Raw genomic sequence first — 18,872 nt, forward strand, 5'->3', positions numbered from 1 at the left:
TCGATCCGGAGGGTGACAGCCGGTGCTTTCCGCGCCCCGGCATGGCACGATCGGAGAAAACTACCAGCGAGTAACCTCCGGAGGCCGGTTGTGGCGCGGGAAATCTCGAGTGTGGGAGTCATCGGTCTCGGCACCATGGGTGCCGGGATCGCCGAGGTGCTCGCGCGGAGCGGGGTGTCCGTCGTCGCGGTGGAGATCGACGACGACGGCGTGCACCGGGGCCGGGGTCATCTGGAGCATTCGACCGAACGGGCGGTGTCCGGCGGAAAACTCGACGCCGACGGCCGGGACGCCCTGCTGGGCCGGATCCGGTACACCACGTCGCTGGCCGAACTGTCCGATGTGGACCTGGTGATCGAGGCGATCCCGGAGAACCTCGAAGCGAAATCCGACGTGTTCGCGGAGCTGGACAAGATCACCGGCGCGGACACGATCTTCGTGTCCAACACGTCCTCGCTGTCGATCACCGAGATCGGGGTGCAGACCGCGCGGCCGGGCAAGGTCGTCGGGATGCACTTCTTCAACCCGGCGCCGATCCTCAAACTGGTCGAGATCGTCCGCACGGTCGTCACCGAGCCGGAGGTGATCACCGACGTCGTCGCGTTCGCCGAACGCCTCGGCAAGACGCCGGTGGTGATCGGCGACCGCGCCGGGTTCATCGCGAACGCGCTGTTGTTCGGGTATCTCAACCACGCCGTGCGCATGTACGAGCAGCGCTACGCCACGCGCGAGGATCTCGACGCGGCGATGCGGTTCGGCTGCGGATATCCCATGGGGCCCTTGGCTTTGCTCGACCTCATCGGGCTGGACACCGCGTACGAGATCCTCGACACGATGTACCACCAGTCGCGCAACCGGCTCCACGCGCCGGCGCCGTTGCTGAAGCAGATGATCACCGCGGGCCTGCTCGGCCGGAAGACGGGACAAGGCTTTTACGCCTACGACGAGCCTGATTCGCCGACGGTGACCGACTCGGTCAAGGCGTCCACAGTGGACACCGTGGCGCCGCGAGAGGTGCGCAAGGTCGGCGTCGTCGGGACCGGGACCATGGCGACCGGTATCGTCGAGGTGTTCGCGAAACGCGGCTACGAGGTCATCCTGCGGGCGCGGAGCGCGGAGAAGGCCGCCGCGTCGGTCGCGCGGGTGAAGAAGTCGCTGGACAAGTCGGTCGTCAAGGGCAGGCTGTCCGAAGAGGACGCCGCCGCCGCACTCGGCCGGATCTCGCCCGCGGTGGAGTTCGACGAGCTGGCCGACGTCGACCTCGTCATCGAGGCGGTGGCCGAGGACCTGGCCGTCAAGCAGGCCGTTTTCGCCGCGCTCGACGACGTCGTGAAACCGGGCGCGGTCCTGGCGACGACCACGTCCTCGCTGCCGGTCATCGAATGCGCGGCCGCCACTTCGCGGCCGTCGGACGTCGTCGGCGTGCACTTCTTCAACCCGGCGCCGGTGATGAAACTCGTCGAGGTCGTCTCGACGATCGCCACCGCCCCCGACGTGATCGCGACCGTGGACGCCGTCTGCGCGGTGGTGGGCAAGCACCCGGTGCACTGCGGCGACCGGGCCGGGTTCATCGTCAACGCGCTGCTGTTCCCGTACCTCAACGACGCGGTGAAGATGCTCGAAGCGCACTACGCGGAGGCCGACGACATCGACACCGCGATGAAGGTGGGCTGCGGGCTGCCGATGGGCCCGTTCGAACTGCTCGACGTCGTCGGGCTGGACGTTTCGCTGGCGATCCAGCGGACCCTGTTCAACGAGTTCCGCGAAGAGGGCTTCGCGCCCGCGCCGCTGCTGGAGCACCTCGTGACCGCCGGGCGGCTCGGCCGGAAGACGGGGAAGGGCTTCAAGGACTACTCGGCCAGGTAACCCCTCGTGAGTTCTGAAGGGCTGTCCTGAAGGCCACCTTTGAGACGTTGACCGTCTCAAAGGTGGCCTTCAGGACACGGGACCCTCGTCCCGCAAGCGGGCACACCCGGGTTTCAGCCTCGCGGGAAAGGTCCCCAATGTGGCATTGGAGACGCTCAGCGTCTCCAATGCCACATTGGGGACATCGGCCACGAGCGGTGACCGGGCTGGGTAGCCTGGCCGTATGCCGGTTTCCTCGGGGGTCAGGAAGCGGATCAAGGAACTACTCGATCCGGACGACGAGATCCAGTACGTGTTCCCAGCCGACATCTTCGGCAGCACCAATCCCAGCGTGTTCTTCGCGGTGACCCGCAAGACGATCACGATCCTGACGACCGGCCGCCTGAGCAGGAAGTCGCCGAAACGCGTCATCTCGGTGACCCTGCGAAACCACCGGATCGGCCCCGTGGAGACGGGCGGCAACCCGTGGTTCGAGTTCAACGGCATCGTCTACGAGATCGACGACGAGTACATCGCGGCCGTCCACGCCGCCGACGCGGAGATCTCGCGGAATGCGGCAAAACCTGAAGATCCGCTGCCGGACCTCTAAGCTCCCCTGGGTGCGTCAGCTGACATACGGCGGGGTGCCGATCCCCGGCCTGAACGACCTGGTCCGGACGGCCATCCGGCTGCACCCCGCGCCGGGCGAGCCTCGCCATGACGAAAGCCACTTCGGCGGCCCGCTGCTCTGGCCGTCGGACGAGCCGTGGCCCGAGTGCCCGGTGACCTGGCCTCCCGACCCGGACGCGTCCGACGACGCGTGGGCGGGCGGGCATCCGCTCGACGGTCCGGTCCCGGTGATGGTCAGCGCGGCGCAGTTCTTCCGCGACGACTTCCCGGAGCTGCCCTTCCCGGAGGGCACCGACGTCCTCCAGATCCTTTTCTGCCCGATGCAGCACAACAGCCCGCATCACCAAGGGCCCGCGGTCCGGCTGGTGTGGCGCGATTCCGGGGAGGTCGAGGACATCGCGGACCCGCCGCCCGCGCCCGAGGAGGCCGACGTCGATCTCCTGCCGGCGCCCTGCGTCTTCGAACCGTGCTCTATCGATGAACTGCCCCGGCTCTGCGACTTCCCGCCGGAGACCCGCGCCGCGCTCGGCATCCCCGAGGACGCGAGCGACGATCCGGAGGGCTGGCCGGAGCTGGCGCACTACTCGAAAGTCGGCGGCTGGACGGCCTGGTACGCGACCGGCCGTCACGAGCTGGGCTGCCGGGAATGCGGTGTGGAGCTGCGGCAGACGCTCTCGCTGGCCACGGAGGAACACGAGGTCGGCTGCGGTTGTGAGGTCGCCGAGGACGAACCGGCGGGCTGGTCGTTCCACCGCAGGGGAGCGCTGAACGTCTTCACCTGCCCCACCGACGTCACTCACCCGTTCAAGGTCCGGATCGACTAGGCGGGCGGGAGCAAAGGTCCCCCGCTCCAGTGCTGGAAGACCAGGTTCGTGTGCACCCTGGCGACCTCGTCGCGGGCGGTCAGCTCGTCGAGCACCAGCCGTTGCAGCTCGGTCGCCGAAGCGGTGGCGACGTGCGCGAGGAAGTCGTCCGGTCCGGTCAGGTGGTAGACGGCGCGGACCTCGGGCAGGGACAGCAGATGCTCGACGAACGCGTCCACCAGCGTTCGCCGGTGCGGCCGGACCTGGACGAACAGGAGCGCTTCGAGCGGGCGGCCGAGTTTGGCGGCGTCCACCTCCGCGCGCTGGCCGATGATCACCCCGAGCTCGCGCAGCCGGTTGACGCGGTCGAGGCAGGTCGACGGCGCGATGCCGACCTCGGCGGCCAGATCCTTGTTCGAGATCCGGGCGTCGTTCTGCAGCAGCCGCAGAATCCGCAGGTCGACCGTGCTCAATTCGGCAGAATCCGACATCTGCGAATGATATCCGAGGATATTGCGCTCGATCCGGAGAAAATCGCACCATCTCGGTATGACCGCAACGCTGCGCACCCGGGCCGTCCACGCCGGCCGTGACGATCTCACGGACCTCGGCGTCCACGCCGCACCGCTTGACCTGTCCACGACCTACCCGTCGCGGGACAGCGTCGAAGAAGCGGCCCGCATCGACGAGTTCGCCACCACGGGCTCGCTGTCCGGGCTCCCGGTCTACGGGCGGCTGAGCAATCCGACCGTCGAGCGGTTCGAGAAGGCGCTGGCCGAACTCGAAGGATTCGACGACGCCGTCGCGTTCGCCACCGGCATGGCCGCGGTGTCGGCCTCGCTGCTGGCCGCCGTCGCGCAGGGCAAGCGGCACATCGTCGCCGTCCGGCCGGTCTACGGCTGCACCGACCACATGCTCACGTCCGGTCTTCTCGGCACCGAAGTGACCTGGGCCGATCCGGAGGGCGTCGGCTCGGCACTGCGCCCCGACACCGGCCTGGTGCTGCTCGAAACGCCGGCGAACCCGACCCTGCGGGAGGTCGACATCGCCGAGATCGTGCGCGCGGCGGGTGACGTCCCGGTGCTGGTCGACAACACCTTCGCGACTCCCGTGCTCCAGCGGCCCGGACGCCACGGGGCCCGCTTCGTCCTGCACAGCGCGACCAAGTTCCTCGGTGGTCACGGCGACGTCATGGGCGGCGTGGTCGCGTGCAACGCCGAGGACGCCGGGATGTTGCGGCAGATCCGGTTCGCCACCGGCGGCGTGCTGCACCCGCTGGCCGGGTACATGCTGCTTCGCGGCCTTTCGACCCTTCCGCTGCGCGTCAACGCCGCGTCCGCGACGGCCGCAGAACTCGTCGAGCGGCTTCGTGGTCACGCGAACGTGAGCGCCGTGCACTATCCGGGCATCGGTGGTCCACTGATCGCTTTCGAGGTCGACGGCGATCCGCACGCGCTCATCGGCGCGGTCCGGTTGATCACCCCGGCCGTCAGCCTCGGCAGCGTGGACTCGCTCATCCAGCATCCCGCGTCGATCAGCCACCGGATCGTCGCCGAGGACGACCGGCGCGGGGCGGGCGTCACCGACCGGCTCATCCGCATGTCGGTGGGGCTGGAGGACGTCGAGGATCTCTGGCACGACCTGGATCAGGCACTCAAAGCGTGCTGAATCACTGCGATCGTGATCACCGGGATGTCGACAAATCGTCCGACCTGGCTAACCTGGTCGGGTGAAAGATCTGGTCTCGTCCTGGGTGGAATCTTCGGCTCGTAGCACGCTTTCGCGGCTTCACGAGCAGATCGGCGTCGCCGGGCTAGCCGCGGCGGCGGCTCTTCCCGGGCTGTCGGCGGTCTTCGATCAGCACTCCGCCGCGGTACGGGACATCCTCGCGGCGGGGGTCGAAGGTTCGGCGGCCGTCGCCGGGGTGGTGCTGCTCGCCGGCTACACGCGAGGGCTGCTGGACGAAGCCAAGGCCAAGGGTTGGACGTTCCGCGCCCCGGCAGACCTATCAGCCTGGAGTACCAGCGATTGGACGACCGCGCGCCTGGTCGGTGTGTGTTCGCTGGCCGCCACGCTCGGCGACCGCCGGGCACAGCCGACCGGGAACGGATAGGGCGGCCGGACGCCCTACCCGTTCCCGTTCTAGGTCAGCGGTACTCCGGCGGAGGGGGCATTGACCCACCGGGGGGCCGCTGGCCGGGATCCTGGTGCTGCGGCACCTGACCCTGGTTCGGCGGGAACTGCTGCTGGGCCGAGTGCTGGCCACCGGCCACGTTCGGATCGTTCACCGCGTGATGCCCGGCGGGCACCGGCTGGTGCGCGGTCGTCCGTTCGGTCGGCACGTCACCGGAGCGGCTCGCGTCCTCCCGGCCCCGCTGGTAGGCCTCGGCCTGCGCCTTCGCGGCCGGGATCTCCGCCTCGGCCCGGCCGAGCCAGGTCTCCCAGCGCTGCTGCATCGGCTTGATCAGGCCACCGCCGACACCGACGACGGCGATCCCGCCGACCGTGGCGAGCACGGTGATCAGCACCGGCAGCGTGACCGCGGTGGCCACGCCGATCTGGTTCAGCGCGGCGATCGCGCCGAGACCCCAGATGAACACCGAGGCGATGGTGGCGAGCACCTTGCCGTAGGAGACGCCGCCGAGGGCGTTGCCCACCAAGTCCTTGACCGCCTTGGCGATCGCGCCGGCGATCACCACGATGACGATCGCGACGATGGCGCGCGGCAGCCAGGCCACGATGTCGTTGAGCAGCGAGCTCACCGGGTTGGGGCCGAACACGCCGAACGCGATCTGCAGGGCGATCAGCAGGATCGCGTAGTAGATGATCTTGCTGATGATGTTCGACGCGTCGAACTGGCCTCGCGCGAGCATCTGCTTGAAGCCCCCGCGTTCGAGGAGCCGGTTGAACCCGACCTTCTCGAGCACCATGCTCACGGCCTTCGCGATCGCCTTGGCGATCAGCCAGCCGATGAACAGGATGACCAGGAACGCGAGCAGCTTAGGGACGAACGTGGCGACCGAACTCCAGGCGCTGGACACGCCTTGACCGAAATCGACGGCCGCCAGTGCTGATGTGGCCACTGGGCTTCTCCCTTCCCACGACTGGAGGATCCAGACTGGTGGGAAGGAAGTACCCGCCATTCGGGCGATCACACGTTAGGCCACCCGAACGAGTGTCAGCCGCAGCAGCCGCCTCCGCAGCAACCGCCGCCCCCACCTGCGGGAACAGGGGCCGGACCGGAGGCCGATCCGGTCAGTGCGACGGTCGTCAGCAGCTTGACGGTGTCCTGGTGGCCCTCCGGGCACGGCGCGGGCGCGCCGGACTCGCTCATCGGCCGCAGCAGTTCGAAGGTCTCGGTGCACTCGCGGCAGCGGTAGGCGTAAGTCGGCATGCGCTCATCTTCTCATCCCGCACACCGCTCCGGAATGAGAAGCTGACCGGGTGGAACTGCCTGTCGCGGCGCATGTGCCGCATCTCGGCCAAGTCGTCCCGTCCGTGCTTTCCGCCCTGGGTGGCGCCGGGTTCGCCAACTCGCTGAGCCTGGCCGAGGCGTCCAGCGCCTGCGTCCTGCTCATCGACGGTCTCGGCTGGGAACTGCTGGCCGAGCACGCCGCCGACGCGCCCGTGCTCACGCAGCTGGCCAAGTCGCCGCTGCGGGTTGGGTTCCCGGCGACGACGGCGGCGGGGCTCGGCGCGATCGGCACGGGACTGGCCTCGGGGGAGCACGGCCTGGTCGGCTACAGCTTCGAAGTCCCGGGTGCGGGCGTCATGAACGCGTTGCGCTGGTCCAGTCACGTGGACGGCGGCGATCTCCGCGGGGCGCTGCCGCCGCGCGAGGTGCAGCCCCTCCCGACGACGTTCGAGCGCGCCGCGGCCGCCGGGATCACCACCAGCGTCGTGTCTTCGGCGAAGTTCGCCGACACCGCGCTCACCCGGGCGACGCAGTCCGGTGCCCGATACGTGGGCGTCCACGCGCTCGGTGACCTGGCCGCCTGCATCCTTCGGTGTCTCGAGACGCGGCCGGTGTTCTGCTGGGGCTATCACAGCGAACTCGACATGCTGGGCCACATCTACGGCCCCGGTTCGTCACCGTGGCGGATGCAGCTGCGGCAGGTCGACAGGCTGGTCGAGTCCCTTGTGGACGGTCTGCCGTCCGGCGCGCTCCTCGCGGTCGTGGCCGACCACGGCATGGTGACCGTCGAGGGCGCGCTCGACATCGACGAGACGCCCGCGCTGCTCGGCGGCGTCCGGGCCATCGGGGGCGAGGTCCGGGCACGGCACGTCTACACCGAGCCGGGGGCGGAGGCCGACGTGCTGGCGGCCTGGCGCGAGGTGATCGGTGACCGGGCGTGGACCCTCTCCCGCGACGAGGCCGTCGAAGCGGGCTGGTTCGGGCCGGTCGCCGACCGGGTCCGGCCGCGGATCGGCGACGTCGTCGTGGCGGCGAAGGGGCGGTTCGGGCTCGTGCGGGAACTGGCCGAGGCCGTCGAGTCCTCGTTGGTCGGTCAGCACGGCTCGCTGACCCCGGCCGAACAACTCGTCCCCCTGGTCCTCGCGCGCGGCTGACCCCGCGTTTCGTTCTCTTGATGCGGTCCTTGCGCGTGCAACTACCGCATCAAGAGAACGAAACGCGTCAATCCGGCTTCCTGGCCGAGAAACTGATGGAGCGCTTCGGGACGTGGTCGACCTTGATGCCGGTGAATCCGGCGTCCTGGAGCCGGGGCCAGACCGAGACCGGGTCGAGGGCGTTCATCGTGTCGCCGAGGTGGAAAAGCCGGAACGGCGCACTCGCCAGGCTGTCCATCGCCCGCAGGACTCCGCCGGGGCGGAGCACTCGGAAAGCCTCGGCGAAGATCGCGTCCTGCAGGGCCGTGGTCGGCACGTGGTGCAGCATCGTGAAGCAGACGACGGCGGAGAACTCGCCGTCCTCGAACGGCATCGCCGCGCCGTCGCCCTGGACGATCCGCACGCGGTCGTCGAACTCCCGCTTGAGGAGATCCGCCGACGCTTCGTCGATCTCGATGGAGGTGAGCCGGGGGACGAGTCCGACCAACGCCCGGGTGGTCGCGCCGTAGCCGGGGCCGATCTCCAGTACGGAGTCGCCCAGATCGAAACCGGCGACGTTGCCCGGCATCTCGTGGGCGACGGCCTTCGCCCACAGCGCGGAACTGCAGAGTTTGCGGTGCACCAGGTTCATCGGCATGAATCCGAAGCTAGCGGTGACCGGTAGGCGATAGGCTGCCAAGTGATGTCGAAAATCGGACTCCTTCCGCCGATGTCGACGGCGATGGTGCTCGGCGAGATGGATCTGCCCGCGGGCACCTGGTTGCCGTGGCACGAGCACGACGGTCACCAGCTCGCCTGGGCGGCGCGGGGGATCCTGAGCGTGAACGTCGGCGAGCAGCACTGGGTGCTCCCGCCGACGAGGGCACTGTGGATCCCGGCCGGTGTCGTCCACCGGACCGGTGCCACCGCGCAGACCGTGTTGCGGGGTATCTACGCGGCTCAGAACCGGTGCCCGGTTCGCTGGCCCGTGCCGACGCTCGTCGCCGTCCGTCCGCTGCTGCGGGAGCTGCTGGACCACCTGGGCTCGGCCGTGCTCGACGACGGCGCCCGCCGCCGCGCCGAAGCCGTCGTCTTCGACCTGCTCGAACCGGTGGACGTCGTGCCGATCAACGTGCCGATGCCGTCCGACGAGCGGGCGCTGACCGTCGCCCGGGCGGTGATCGCCGATCCGGCGGACCGGCGTGCCCTCGCGGACTTCGCGCGCGACGTGGGCGCGAGTGAACGCACGCTCGCGCGGCTGTTCCTCGCCGAGTGCCGGACGACTTTCGGCGCGTGGCGGGTGCAGGCCCGGCTGCGCGCGTCTTTGCCGCTGCTGGCCGGGGACATGCCGCTGACGGCGGTCTCCCGCCGGATCGGCTACTCGTCGCCGAGCGCCTTCGTCGTCGCTTTCCGACGGGCTGTCGGTGTGACGCCGGGCGCCTACTTCGGCGACTGAGTCAGGCCTCCGGTTACGGTTCCGGGGTGCCTCGACGTAACCGTCCCGACCGCGGTGGACGCCCCGACCTCGGCGCGTCGACCGGCTGGGCGCGCTCCGAATCCGCCACGGACGGGGAGTGGCTCGTCCGGACCGTGCCCGGCGCGCAAGCCACCAAGGACTACCGCTGCCCCGGCTGCGACCACGAGATCCGGCCGGGGACCTCGCATCTGGTCGTCTGGCCCGCCGACGACACCGGCGGGGTCGCCGACCGCCGCCATTGGCACAAGGCGTGCTGGGACGCCCGGTCCCGGCGAAGGCCAGGTCGTTGGTGACTCAGCCGCTGGTGAGTCAGCGCCGCAGGTGCAGTGATGGTTCTCCGGCGAATTCCTCCTCCGTGTGGATCTTGAACCCGAGCCGCTCGGCGACCCGGATCGACGGTGTGTTGGACGCCATGATGTTGGCGATCACCGGGACGTCGGGGATCTCCCGCTCGGCCCACTCGACGACGGCGGCCGCCATCTCCGTCGCGTAGCCCCTGCCCCAGGCGAACGGCCAGAAGCGGTACGCGAGGTTCAGCACGCGCTCGCCGTTCCATTCGTGATACCGGACTCCGCCGAAGCCGACGATGACCTCCGGCTCGTCCGAAGCGGACACCGTGAGGTAGCCGAACCCGTGCTCGGCCCATTGCTTCATCCAGGCGTCGAACAGTTCCTGCGAACCTTCGACGGTGTGCGGCTCGGCGTTGAACTTGTTCGTCTCGGGATCGGCCTGCAGCGCGACGATGTTCTCGCGATCTTCCTCGCGCAGCCTCCGCAGCAGCAGCCTCTCCGTTTTGATCTCTGTCAGCACGGATCCGACGGTAGCGCGGGGGTGCGACAGAATTATCGCCATGACGGATCTCCCGCTGGTACTGCTGCACGCTTTCCCCGTCGACGCCCGCATGTGGGACGCGGTCCGCGCGCCGCTGTCGGAACGCCTCCGGCTGATCACACCCGACCAGCGCGGCCTCGGCCGCAGCCCACTGCCCGAAACCGGTCGTGAGCCGAGCCTGGACGACGCCGCCCGCGACGTCGTGGCGTTGCTCGACCGGCTCGAACTCGACAGGGTCGTTCTCGGCGGCTGCTCGATGGGCGGCTACCTGACGATGGCGGTGCTGCGCGTGGCACCGGAACGCGTGGGCGGCCTCGTTTTCCTCGACACCAAGGCGACCGCCGACACCCCCGAGGCCGCGCAGGCCCGGCACGACCTCGCGGCCCGGGTCGAAGCCGAAGGCGCCGGGTGGCTGCCCGAAACCCTCACCCCCGGACTGCTCGCCGAGAAGACCCGGCCAGAGGTGGCCGATCGGCTTCGCGAACTGATCACGACGCAGCCGCCGTCCGGCATCGCGTGGGCGGCGCGCGCGATGGCGGCACGGCCCGATTCGGCCGAGACACTGCGATCGGCGAACGTGCCGGCGCTGGTCGTGGTCGGCGAAGAGGACGGCCTGACCCCGCCGGCCGCGGCGAACACCCTGGTGGAGACGCTGCCGGACGCGACACTGGTCGTGCTGCCGGAGGTGGGACATCTGACGCCGCTGGAGGATCCTGCTGGAGTCGTCGAAGCGATCTTGGGCTGGTACCCCGCGTAGAAACGTTTCCCTCGCCCCTTCAAAGGTATAGCGGACAGGGGGACTTGCGGCAAGCCCCCATTCCCGGTCCACAATTCGTGCCTTCACGTTTTGCCGAAGGGGGATTCCCATGCGTGTACTCCTGTCCACTATCGGGACGAGGGGTGAGGTACAACCGCTGGTCGCCTTGGCGGTGCGATTGCGGGAACTCGGTCAGGACGTCCGGCTGTGTGCGCCGCCGGATTTCCGTGAATGGGCCGAAGGTCTCGGGATTTCCTTCGCCCCGCTGGGTCCCGAGCTCCGGTCGACCGCGAAACCGGATTCCGCGATGACCAAGGCGATGGCCACGCCCGAGGGGCGGCGCGCGATGGCCGAGGCCATGGTGGTCGACCAGTTCGAGACGATGCCGGACGTGGCCGAGGGCTGCGACGCCGTCGTCGCGGGAATGGCGTTGAACATCGCCGCCCATTCGGTGGCGGAACGAAAAGGGATCCCGTATTTCTTCACCGCTTACTGCCCGATAACGCTGCCTTCCCTGCACCATCGGCCGCCCGTTTTCCCGGGGTGGGCGCCGAAGAATCCCGATGCCACCATCCCGGCCTTGTGGGCCGACGACGCGGAACGGTGGAACGGGCAATGGGGCGAGGTTCTCGACTCGCGGCGGAAACTGCTGGGCCTGCCGCCGGTCGACGACGTCCGCGGGCACATCTTCACCGAACAGCCGTGGCTGGCCGCCGATCCGGTGCTGGCGCCGTGGCGGGGACCGTCGGCGCTGGACGTGCACCAGACCGGGGCCTGGATCCTGCCGGACCACAGCCCGTTGTCCCCGGAACTGGAGGCGTTCCTCGACGACGGGGAACCGCCGGTCTACTTCGGATTCGGGAGCATCCGCGCTCCGGAGGAGATCGCGAAGGCGATGATCGAGGCGGCGAGGGCGCACGGGCGGCGGGCGGTCGTGTTCCGCGGCTGGACCGGACTGTCGCTGATCGACGACGAACCCGACTGCGTCGCCATCGGGGACGTCAACCAGCAGGCGCTCTTCCCTCGGGTCGCGGCGGTCGTGCACCACGGCGGCGCCGGTACGACCACGGCGGCGACCCGGGCCGGGGTGCCGCAGGTGCTCGTCCCGCAGATGTTCGACCAGCCGTATTTCGCGCAGCGCGTCCGGGACCTCGGGGTCGGGACCTCGATCACCGGGGAACCGACGGCGGAATCGCTGACCTCCGCGCTGGCGGAGGTGCTGCGGCCCGAGGTCGCCGAGCGGGCCGGTCGCGTCGGCGGTGAGGTGCGGACGGACGGCGTCGATGTGGCGGCCCAGCTCCTGATGACGTCGGTCTAGCGCCAAGCAAGTAGTCCTCTAGTTGCGGTGGTTCGCACTACCAACCTCCGCAACTAGAGGACTAAACGCGGGAGAAGTAGCGCTCCAGGGCGGCTTCGGCCTCCCCGAGCCGCGAAGGGAACCGCCGCGCGATCACGAACCGCCAGGGAACCTCGAACAGCCGCCGAAGCGCGATGAACGGCTCAAGCGACGAAGGCGCCACATCGGCCGGGTACGCGGAGAGAGCCGAAGCGCCCGCTTCCGCGTAGAGCACGCCGAGGTCCCACCCGAGCGGCCCGCGCCAGGTGTCCTCGAAGTCGAGCCAGCACGGCCCGGCCGCCGTCGCGACGATGTTCCCCGGGTGGGCGTCCCCGTGCAGCGGCCGCACAGGCGAGTCAGGCAGTGCCGCGGTGACCCGTTCGAGTTCTTCGTACAGTCGCGGCGCCGCACCGTTCATGAAGGACCCGTGCCGGTCGAGCAGCGTCCGGAGTTCCCGGACCGGTCCGAGTTCGGGCAGTTCACCGGGGTAGTCCGCGAGTGCGGCGTGCACCCGGGCGAGCGATATCGCCACCTCTCGCGGCGACAGCGTGTGCCCCGGCTCATGAGGGGTGTAATGCCAGAGAGTGACCGGCAAGCCGTCGGCGAAATGCGGTCCCGCCGGGGGATCCGTGGTCGGTGAGACGACGAGCACATCACGTTCCGTGAGATACCTCGACAGCGCGACGTCGCGCGCGAGCCAGTCCGCGGGGGACGGCCTGGCGAAGCGCGTCGTGCCCGGCACCCGCGCCACCACCGGACCCAGTCTCACCAGCACGTTCGACTTGAAATGCAGGACCTCCGGATCGCTTGTCGGCAGTCCGTACCGGTCACCTACAGCGACCGCGGCGGCCACTCCCGCACGCGTGTGTTCGTCGGTCACGGCGCGATCTTGCCAGCCGGTGCGCGCGACGGTGGGTAGTGAGGGCTACGATCCCCACTAGCCGCCGAAATGGGTCCCGAACCCGGCCGACGGCAGAACATTGACCACCACAAGGTTTGAGTGTTGGAGGCAGGAGTGACGGCCGTAGCCCCCAAGCCGATCGCCACGCGCCCGTACCCCGCGCGCGAGTCGGTTAAGGGTTCGTACCTGCTGCGGTTGTTCCGCACGACGGACCACAAGCAAATCGGCATCATGTATCTGGTCACGTCGTTCGCCTTCTTCATGGTGGGCGGCGCGATGGCGATGCTGATCCGCTCCGAGCTGGCGCGTCCCGGGCAGCAGTTCCTTTCGCAGGAGCAGTACAACCAGCTGTTCACGATGCACGGCACGATCATGCTGCTGCTGTACGCGACGCCGATCCTCTTCGGATTCGCGAACTTCGTGCTGCCGCTGCAGATCGGTTCGCCGGACGTCGCGTTCCCGCGGCTGAACGCGTTCTCGTACTGGCTGTACCTCTTCGGCGGCCTGATCGTGATGTCCGGCTTCCTGACTCCGGGTGGCGCCGCCGACTTCGGCTGGTTCGCCTACACCCCGCTGTCGGACGCCATCCACTCGCCCGGCGTCGGCGCCGACCTGTGGATCTCCGGTCTGGTCGTCTCGGGTCTGGGCACCATCCTCGGTGGCGTCAACATGATCACCACGGTGGTCTGCCTGCGCGCCCCCGGTATGACGATGTACCGGATGCCGATCTTCACCTGGAACATCCTGGTCACCAGCATCCTGATCCTGCTGGCGTTCCCGATCCTGACCGCGGCCCTGATGGGCCTGCTGGCGGACCGGCATCTCGGGGCGCATGTGTTCGACCCCGCGAACGGCGGCGTGATCCTCTGGCAGCATCTGTTCTGGTTCTTCGGCCATCCAGAGGTCTATATCGTGGCCCTACCGTTCTTCGGGATCGTGTCGGAGATCTTCCCGGTCTTCAGCCGCAAACCGATTTTCGGATACAAGGGCCTGGTCTGGGCGACGCTGGCGATCGCCGCGCTGTCGGTGGCGGTGTGGGCGCACCACATGTACGCGACCGGCGCCGTGCTGCTGCCGTTCTTCTCCTTCATGACCTTCCTGATCGCGGTCCCGACCGGCGTGAAGTTCTTCAACTGGATCGGCACGATGTGGAAGGGCCAGCTGTCCTTCGAGACGCCGATGATCTTCTCGATGGGCTTCATCGTCACGTTCCTCTTCGGCGGTCTGACCGGCATCATGCTGGCCGCGCCGGCGATCGACTTCCACGTGTCGGACAGCTACTTCGTCGTCGCGCACTTCCACTACGTGCTCTACGGCACGATCGTGTTCGCCACGTTCGCCGGGATCTACTTCTGGTTCCCGAAGATCACCGGCCGCATGATGGACGAGAAGCTCGGCAAGTGGCACTTCTGGACCACGTTCATCGGCTTCCACGCCACGTTCCTGGTGCAGCACTGGCTCGGTGCCGAAGGCATGCCGCGCCGGTACGCGGACTACCTGCAGTCCGACGGCTTCACCACGCTGAACACGATCTCCACGATCGGCGCGTACATCCTCGGTGCCTCGACGCTGCCGTTCATCTGGAACGTCTTCAAGAGCTACCGGTACGGCGAGATCGTCACGGTGGACGACCCGTGGGGCTACGGCAACTCGCTCGAATGGGCGACGTCCTGCCCGCCGCCGCGGCACAACTTTACCGAGCTGCCGCGGATCCGCTCCGAGCGGCCGGCGTTCGAGCTGCACTACCCGCACATGGTGGAGCGCATCCACAAGGAGGGTGAGATCGGCTTCTTCGGGAAGCAGAAGGTCAACACCCACCGGGCGCCGTCCCAGGTGCTCACCGAGGCGGTCATGCCGGGTGATCACTCCGAGGACAACTCCAGCGAGAAGTGACCCGATAAGCGGAAATGGCGCGTGCCCTGCCTCACACCGAGGTGCGGCACGCGCCTTTTTCATGTCCGGCTAAGAGAGACTGACCCCGTGACGCAGACACCAGTTCTCATCACCACCACCGGTCCCGACAAGCCGGGCGTGTCCTCGGTGCTGTTCGCCGTGCTTTCGCGCCACGACGTCGACATCCTCGACGTCGAGCAGGTGGTCATCAGAGGCCAGCTGGTGCTCGGCGTGCTCGCCGGGGTGTACCGCGACCCCGAGGGCCTGCAGGAATACGTCGAGCAGGCGATGGCGTCGGTCGGGATGCAGGTCGAGGTGAAGATCGGTTCCGCCATCGGCGCCGACCCGTTCGCCATCGGCCAGAAGGACTCGACGCACGTCCTGCTGATGCTCGGCCGCCCGGTGACCGCGCGGGCGTTCTCCGACGTCGCGCGCCGCCTCGCCGCGCTGAACGTCAACATCGACTCGATCCGCAGTGTCGCCGACTACCCGGTCACCGGGCTGGAGCTGTACACCTCGCTCGCCCAGGACACCCCGGAAGCCGACGCCGCGCTGCGCACCGCGCTGGCCGACGCCGCCGTCGAGGCCGGGATCGACATCTCGGTCGAGCGGGCCGGGCTCGCCCGCCGGGCCAAGCGGCTGGTCGTCTTCGACGTCGATTCCACGCTCATCCAGGGCGAGGTCATCGAAATGCTCGGCGCGCACGCCGGCGTCGAGCCTCAGGTCCGAGAGATCACCGAGGCCGCGATGCGCGGCGAACTGAACTTCAGCGAATCGCTGGAGCGCCGGGTCGCCCTGCTGGAAGGCCTGCCGGAGACGGTTCTCGACGAGGTCGCCGCGTCGATCGAGCTCACTCCGGGCGCTCGCACGACCATCCGCACGTTGAAGCGGATGGGCTTCCGCTGCGGGGTGGTTTCGGGCGGGTTCACCAAGATCATCCAGGCCCTCGTGGACGACCTCGGCCTCGACTTCGCCGCCGCGAACGAGCTCGAAGTGGTCGATGGCAAGCTCACCGGCCGGGTGGTCGGGGAGATCGTCGACCGCGCGGGCAAGGCGACGGCGCTGCGCCGGTTCGCCGAGGAATACGAGATCTCGCTGCAGCAGTGCGTCGCGGTGGGCGACGGGGCGAACGACATCGACATGCTGTCGGTCGCCGGGATGGGCGTCGCCTTCAACGCGAAGCCCGCGCTGCGCGAGGTCGCCGACACCGCGCTTTCGCACCCGTACCTCGACGCCGTGCTGTTCCTGCTCGGCGTCACGCGGGGTGAGATCGAGGCGGCCGACGCGGCCGACGGCCTCGAACTGTCCCGGCCATGAGTGTGCTGGAGCCGCTGGCCGCGCGGTACGCCTACTGGCTGGGGCTGCCGGCCGAAGACACGGTGGACACCTCCGACGAGGATCCCGGCGAGGTCCGCGCGATGCCGGTGATCCTGCGGATGGAACGCGCCGAACCGCCCTCTCGGACCGCTTTGCTGGAGGCCGCCGCGGCGGCCGCGGTCGCAGTTTGCCTCGACGAACGCGCCGGGCCCGAGGGTGAATGGCACGAGCCGCTCAAGGCCTGGGTCGACGGCCGGATCCGCAAGGTCGCCCGGCGTGCGCGGGGCGCGCACTGGCAGGCCGTCCAGGAGCTGCCGGGCATCACGATCGAGGTCGACGGTGCCGAGGCGCGGGCCCTGCTCCCCGGCCGCGTCGTCGATACGCCGAAAGAGGTCTCGCGGCTGCAGATCTCCGGGAGCGAACTCCCGGCCGACGAACCCGGCCCCGCGCCGGAAGGACTCCCGCGGCTGCTGCTGAACCCCGAGGTCTCGATGACCGTCGGCAAGGGCTCCGCCCAGGTCGGGCACGCGACGATGATCCTGGCCTCGCTGCTGGACGAGGCCGAACTGGCGGCTTGGGCCGGGACCGGGTTCCGGTGCTCGGTGCGGACTCCGCCGGTCGCGACCTGGAAAGCGCTGTGCCCGGTCGAGGATCCCGAAGGCTCGTGGCGCCGCGACGGTGTCGTCGCGGTCAGGGACGCCGGATTCACCGAAGTCGATCCCGGAACCGTCACGGTCCTAGCCCAAAGGGCTTAACCTCCTATACTCCCCTCATGGGTGACCGGCTGATCGCCGGGCGCTATCGCTTGGAGGAGCGGATCGGCGCCGGGGGCATGGGCGTGGTCTGGCGTGCCACCGATCAGGACCTCGGGCGGGTCGTCGCACTCAAACGTTCACAGGCCGGGGACAGCGGCCAGATCCGGCGTGAGGCGCGGATCGGCGCGGGCTTGCATCATCCGAACGTGGTCACCGTTTTCGACGCCGTGATGGACGGTGACGATCGCTGGCTCGTCATGGAGTACCTGCCTTCGCGCAGCCTCGCCGACGTCATCGACGCCGACGGGCCGCTGTCACCCGGCAAGGTGGCGAAGATCGGCGTGCAGCTCGCCAACGCGCTCGCGGCGATGCACGAAAAAGGCATGGTCCACCGCGACCTCAAACCGGGCAACGTCCTGGTGGCCGAGGACGGCACCGCGAAACTCACCGACCTCGGCATCGCGCAGTGGGCGGAGGTGACGCGCACCGGCGGCGGCCTCGACGTCGGGACTCCCGGCTACCTGGCGCCCGAGATGGCCGAGGGGCATCAGGCCGGTGCCGCGGCGGACGTGTTCTCGCTCGGCGCGACGCTGTTCACCGCCGTCGAAGGCACCTCGGTGTGGGGAGACCCGAACTCGGGACCGTTCGTCCAGCTCCGGCGGGCCACGTCGTACACCCTGGAGCCGATCCGCCAGGCGGGAACGCTGGCACCGGTACTGACCGAGCTGCTGCGACGCAAACCCGCCGGACGGCCGAACGCCGTCCGCGCGGCCGAACTGCTGGCCGAAGTCGCGGATGTGGCCGCCCCGGCGCGGTCCCGGCGGATCCGGGTGACCAAACGTGCACTCGCGATCGGAGGCGTCGCCGCGGCGCTCGTCCTGGTCGGAGGCCTCGTCTACGCCCTGAAGGAACCGGCTTCGATGGCGGCCGCCCCGCGTCCGGCCGATTCGGTCGGCGACCCCCGGACGGCGGATCCCTGCGCGCTGGTGGACCCTTCCGTGCTGAAGCAGTTCGGCACCCCCGAACTGGACACCGCCAACGGCAACTTCAACGCCTGCGGAATCCTGCTGCGCATGAGCCCCGACGAAGGGGACATCGTCGACGTCCGGCTCGAACTGACGATTCCGAAAGCGCCGCTGCTGGAGAAGCCGGTGCCGGGGCGGCTGAGCGTGCGCGAGGTGACGGGCCAGCCCGAGGAGAAGTGTGAGCGGGTCATCCCGCTGCCGGACGGCAACCAGGTCTGGGTGCACGCCCGGCACATCCAGGACTGGCACGCCCACCTGTGCGACTACGTCGATCCGGTGGCCGTGCACGCGGCGGCCGTGCTGAACCGGGAACCGATCAAGCGCCGTCCCGCCCCGTTCCCCGCGGGAACGCTCGGGAGTCTCGACGCCTGCGCGCTGGGCGGGGATTCGCCGTCGAAGGTCGTCGATGGTCCGGCCGCGCCGGATCCCGTCTTCGGCAATTGGGAGTGCTACTGGAACCACCGCGACATGGAGGTGACGATCCGGTTCGAACGGGAGTGGGCGCCGTTCGAGGACGGCGGCACGCGCCTCGCTCTCGGATCGCGGGAAGCCTTCGTCGAGGTCTCGTCCGAGTGGGAGGCTTGCCAGGCCGAGATCCCGCACCGGACCTTCACCGGCGACGGCCGGGCCATGATCGAGACGGTGGAGATCTACGTCTCGGACAAGGTCAAAAAGCCGCAGGAGATGTGCCCGGCGGCGGAACGGCTGGCCAGGGACATCGCGCCCAGGCTGCCGTCACTCTGAAAGGAAAACC

20 protein-coding genes are annotated in these 18,872 nt (G+C 69.1%); 14 read left to right on the plus strand and 6 right to left on the minus strand.

What is annotated here, in order from left to right:
* Window positions 1-90 precede the first annotated feature (90 nt).
* The 3 genes from ACZ5IK_RS18640 (at window position 91) to ACZ5IK_RS18650 (ending at window position 3,299) form a co-directional block, all read left to right on the plus strand.
* A complete protein-coding gene (locus ACZ5IK_RS18640) occupies window positions 91-1,866 on the plus strand; it encodes a 3-hydroxyacyl-CoA dehydrogenase family protein (RefSeq protein WP_465488792.1) in 1,776 nt (591 codons plus the stop codon).
* Between the two features lie 223 nt (window positions 1,867-2,089).
* Window positions 2,090-2,455, plus strand: a complete 366-nt coding sequence (locus tag ACZ5IK_RS18645) for a hypothetical protein (protein ID WP_465488793.1) — start codon at window positions 2,090-2,092, stop codon at window positions 2,453-2,455.
* A 10-nt stretch (window positions 2,456-2,465) separates the two neighbouring features.
* Window positions 2,466-3,299, plus strand: coding sequence for a YwqG family protein (locus tag ACZ5IK_RS18650; protein WP_465488794.1), 834 nt, complete (start codon window positions 2,466-2,468; stop codon window positions 3,297-3,299).
* On the opposite strand, the gene ACZ5IK_RS18655 is transcribed toward ACZ5IK_RS18650, so the two are convergent.
* On the minus strand, window positions 3,296-3,769 hold the full coding sequence (locus ACZ5IK_RS18655; RefSeq protein ID WP_465488795.1) for an Lrp/AsnC family transcriptional regulator: 474 nt from the start codon (window positions 3,767-3,769) through the stop codon (window positions 3,296-3,298). The two genes, ACZ5IK_RS18650 and ACZ5IK_RS18655, sit on opposite strands and share 4 nt — an antisense overlap.
* A gap of 58 nt (window positions 3,770-3,827) precedes the next feature.
* Here ACZ5IK_RS18655 and ACZ5IK_RS18660 point away from each other — a divergent pair, with 58 nt between their 5' ends.
* Both ACZ5IK_RS18660 and ACZ5IK_RS18665 read left to right on the plus strand, forming a co-directional pair.
* Window positions 3,828-4,946 (plus strand): trans-sulfuration enzyme family protein, encoded by a 1,119-nt coding sequence (locus tag ACZ5IK_RS18660; protein WP_465488796.1) that lies wholly within the window; start codon window positions 3,828-3,830, stop codon window positions 4,944-4,946.
* Window positions 4,947-5,007: 61 nt separating this feature from the next.
* Complete coding sequence (locus ACZ5IK_RS18665) at window positions 5,008-5,391, plus strand: DUF6401 family natural product biosynthesis protein (protein ID WP_465488797.1); 384 nt, start codon at window positions 5,008-5,010, stop codon at window positions 5,389-5,391.
* Window positions 5,392-5,425: 34 nt separating this feature from the next.
* On the opposite strand, the gene ACZ5IK_RS18670 is transcribed toward ACZ5IK_RS18665, so the two are convergent.
* A complete protein-coding gene (locus ACZ5IK_RS18670) occupies window positions 5,426-6,361 on the minus strand; it encodes a mechanosensitive ion channel family protein (protein ID WP_410603412.1) in 936 nt (311 codons plus the stop codon).
* A gap of 95 nt (window positions 6,362-6,456) precedes the next feature.
* Window positions 6,457-6,672 carry an FmdB family zinc ribbon protein gene (locus ACZ5IK_RS18675; protein ID WP_101610207.1) on the minus strand — a complete coding sequence of 72 codons (216 nt, stop codon included), beginning with the start codon at window positions 6,670-6,672 and terminating at the stop codon, window positions 6,457-6,459.
* Between the two features lie 50 nt (window positions 6,673-6,722).
* Between ACZ5IK_RS18675 and ACZ5IK_RS18680 the strand changes: the two genes are divergently transcribed.
* Window positions 6,723-7,847, plus strand: coding sequence for an alkaline phosphatase family protein (locus tag ACZ5IK_RS18680; RefSeq protein ID WP_465488798.1), 1,125 nt, complete (start codon window positions 6,723-6,725; stop codon window positions 7,845-7,847).
* Window positions 7,848-7,914: 67 nt separating this feature from the next.
* Here ACZ5IK_RS18680 and ACZ5IK_RS18685 read toward each other — a convergent pair whose 3' ends face one another.
* Window positions 7,915-8,478, minus strand: coding sequence for a class I SAM-dependent methyltransferase (locus ACZ5IK_RS18685; RefSeq protein WP_465488983.1), 564 nt, complete (start codon window positions 8,476-8,478; stop codon window positions 7,915-7,917).
* A 51-nt stretch (window positions 8,479-8,529) separates the two neighbouring features.
* Here ACZ5IK_RS18685 and ACZ5IK_RS18690 point away from each other — a divergent pair, with 51 nt between their 5' ends.
* Both ACZ5IK_RS18690 and ACZ5IK_RS18695 read left to right on the plus strand, forming a co-directional pair.
* Window positions 8,530-9,282, plus strand: a complete 753-nt coding sequence (locus ACZ5IK_RS18690; protein ID WP_465488799.1) for an AraC family transcriptional regulator — start codon at window positions 8,530-8,532, stop codon at window positions 9,280-9,282.
* A gap of 26 nt (window positions 9,283-9,308) precedes the next feature.
* Window positions 9,309-9,596: a hypothetical protein gene (locus ACZ5IK_RS18695; RefSeq protein ID WP_465488800.1), complete on the plus strand. Its 288-nt coding sequence runs from the start codon at window positions 9,309-9,311 to the stop codon at window positions 9,594-9,596.
* Between the two features lie 16 nt (window positions 9,597-9,612).
* Here the strand turns inward: ACZ5IK_RS18695 and ACZ5IK_RS18700 are convergent, their stop codons facing one another.
* The gene (locus ACZ5IK_RS18700) at window positions 9,613-10,113 is read right to left on the minus strand and encodes a GNAT family N-acetyltransferase (protein WP_465488801.1); all 501 of its coding nucleotides are present in this window, start codon (window positions 10,111-10,113) and stop codon (window positions 9,613-9,615) included.
* Between the two features lie 40 nt (window positions 10,114-10,153).
* On the opposite strand from ACZ5IK_RS18700, the gene ACZ5IK_RS18705 reads away from it, so the two are divergent.
* Together ACZ5IK_RS18705 and ACZ5IK_RS18710 are read left to right on the plus strand one after the other, a co-directional pair.
* Window positions 10,154-10,891: an alpha/beta fold hydrolase gene (locus ACZ5IK_RS18705; protein ID WP_465488802.1), complete on the plus strand. Its 738-nt coding sequence runs from the start codon at window positions 10,154-10,156 to the stop codon at window positions 10,889-10,891.
* A 109-nt stretch (window positions 10,892-11,000) separates the two neighbouring features.
* A complete protein-coding gene (locus ACZ5IK_RS18710; protein ID WP_465488803.1) occupies window positions 11,001-12,209 on the plus strand; it encodes a glycosyltransferase in 1,209 nt (402 codons plus the stop codon).
* A gap of 61 nt (window positions 12,210-12,270) precedes the next feature.
* Here ACZ5IK_RS18710 and ACZ5IK_RS18715 read toward each other — a convergent pair whose 3' ends face one another.
* Complete coding sequence (locus ACZ5IK_RS18715) at window positions 12,271-13,107, minus strand: phosphotransferase (protein ID WP_465488804.1); 837 nt, start codon at window positions 13,105-13,107, stop codon at window positions 12,271-12,273.
* A gap of 135 nt (window positions 13,108-13,242) precedes the next feature.
* Here ACZ5IK_RS18715 and ctaD point away from each other — a divergent pair, with 135 nt between their 5' ends.
* From ctaD to ACZ5IK_RS18735, 4 genes are all read left to right on the plus strand, one after another.
* The gene (gene ctaD, locus ACZ5IK_RS18720) at window positions 13,243-15,021 is read left to right on the plus strand and encodes an aa3-type cytochrome oxidase subunit I (protein WP_465488805.1); all 1,779 of its coding nucleotides are present in this window, start codon (window positions 13,243-13,245) and stop codon (window positions 15,019-15,021) included.
* Between the two features lie 87 nt (window positions 15,022-15,108).
* Window positions 15,109-16,338 (plus strand): phosphoserine phosphatase SerB, encoded by a 1,230-nt coding sequence (gene serB / locus ACZ5IK_RS18725; RefSeq protein WP_465488806.1) that lies wholly within the window; start codon window positions 15,109-15,111, stop codon window positions 16,336-16,338.
* Complete coding sequence (locus ACZ5IK_RS18730; RefSeq protein ID WP_465488807.1) at window positions 16,335-17,093, plus strand: peptidyl-tRNA hydrolase; 759 nt, start codon at window positions 16,335-16,337, stop codon at window positions 17,091-17,093. The genes serB and ACZ5IK_RS18730 overlap by 4 nt, the downstream gene beginning before the upstream one ends.
* A gap of 17 nt (window positions 17,094-17,110) precedes the next feature.
* Entirely contained in the window at window positions 17,111-18,862 is a 1,752-nt protein-coding gene (locus tag ACZ5IK_RS18735; protein ID WP_465488808.1) for a serine/threonine-protein kinase, read from the plus strand.
* The last annotated feature ends 10 nt before the right edge of the window (window positions 18,863-18,872 follow it).

Source organism: Amycolatopsis sp. NPDC031561 (assembly GCF_055580625.1).